The sequence below is a fragment of the Acinetobacter sp. YH01003 genome (assembly GCF_013420525.1).
GTDB lineage: Bacteria > Pseudomonadota > Gammaproteobacteria > Pseudomonadales > Moraxellaceae > Acinetobacter > Acinetobacter towneri.
The window spans coordinates 1-1,482 of record NZ_VOXY01000043.1 but is presented as its reverse complement, the minus strand read 5'-3'; the positions used below and the strand labels follow the sequence as shown (position 1 = coordinate 1,482).

1 protein-coding gene is annotated in these 1,482 nt (G+C 43.8%); it reads left to right on the top strand.

What is annotated here, in order from left to right:
- The first annotated feature begins 107 nt into the window (after nt 1-107).
- The gene (locus FTT70_RS13490; RefSeq protein ID WP_096902756.1) at nt 108-1,433 is read left to right on the top strand and encodes an ISNCY family transposase; all 1,326 of its coding nucleotides are present in this window, start codon (nt 108-110) and stop codon (nt 1,431-1,433) included.
- Nucleotides 1,434-1,482: the final 49 nt, after the last annotated feature.

The window sequence follows — 1,482 nt, the reverse complement described above, 5'->3', positions numbered from 1 at the left end:
TGTAACTCCAAAATAGAAATGTCCGGTTTCTCCAAAGTAAAAATGTCCGCTTTTAGAATATGCGCTGTTGCAATTTTCTTAGCGGACGGTTTGATATGTTGGTGTCTATGTCGGATAAAGAACTTAAACGATTGTCGGTCTTGCAAGAAATCTGTGATCAACGCATAACCCAGCCCCAGGCTGCTCAGCTACTTCATATTTCAGAACGTCAGATCAGACGTTTATTGCAAAAATACAAAACTCAAGGTCCAACTGCATTAGCCCATGCTGCACGTGGCCAAATCAGCAATTCCAGGCTTCCTGAAGAGCTCAGACTCAAGTGCCTCAATCTGGTCGCTGAACAATTCCATGGTTTCGGACCCACTTTAGCGCATGAAAAGCTCACCACCGTTCATGGCTTTGATATTTCAGTTGAAACACTGCGTTCCTGGATGATTGCAGCAGATCTGTGGATTCCTCGCGCCAAGCGCCTGAAACGCCCGTATCAGCCTCGTTACAACCGGGATTGCTTTGGTGAACTGATCCAAATTGATGGCTCACACCATGACTGGTTTGAAGGACGCGCTGCTAAGTGCTGTTTGCTGGTGTTTATCGATGATGCGACAGGAAAATTGCAGCATTTACGCTTCTGTGAATCAGAATCAACCTTTGACTATATGATTTCAACACGTTTATATGTCGAACAGCACGGTAAGCCTTTAGCGTTTTACAGCGACAAACATTCAGTCTTTAGAGTGAATCAAAGCAGCAAGAAAGACACCAAGATTACCCAGTTTGGACGTGTACTCAGCACCCTCAATATCGATATCATCTTCGCCAATTCACCACAGGCCAAAGGCCGTGTAGAACGGGCGAATAGAACGCTTCAGGACCGTCTGATCAAAGAAATGCGCTTGGAAGGCATCTGTTCGATTGAGCAAGCTAATGCCTGGCTACCCTGCTTCATTGAGCAGTTCAATCAGAAGTTCGCCAAGATGGCTTTTAATCCTAAGAATCTACATCGGCCTATCACTGAAACAGCCGAAGAATTAGATGATATTTTTACTTGGCGTGAACCCCGCAGAGTCACCAATAGCCTGACGATTACTTATGATAAATGCGTATATCTCCTGGAAAACACCGAAGAAAATCAAAGGTTGATCGGTAAGTATCTTGAGTTCCTGGAATACCCGGATGGTACTGTAGCCCTCATGCATGATGGCCGAAAGATCAATTACAGCCTCTTCGATAAATTAAGTCAGCTGAATCAGCGAGAGATTGTTGAGAATAAACGGTTGAGTGCTGTTCTGAATCATATCCAACAACAGCATGAAGAACTGGAACAGCAAAACAAACGTAATCGTTCTCAAAAGATGCCAAGCAGACGTGCACAGAAAACAGCGATTGAACAACGAAATCTAAATCCTGTGCTTGACTTGGAAATGTCCATATAGGACATTTCTATTTGGTTATTAGGTAGGACATTTCTACTTGGGAATAACA

What these genes read in the sequence shown, in the direction of transcription:
- FTT70_RS13490 (WP_096902756.1), top strand. Translation starts at nt 108, where the DNA reads ATGTCGGATAAAGAACTTAAACGATTGTCGGTCTTGCAAGAAATCTGT.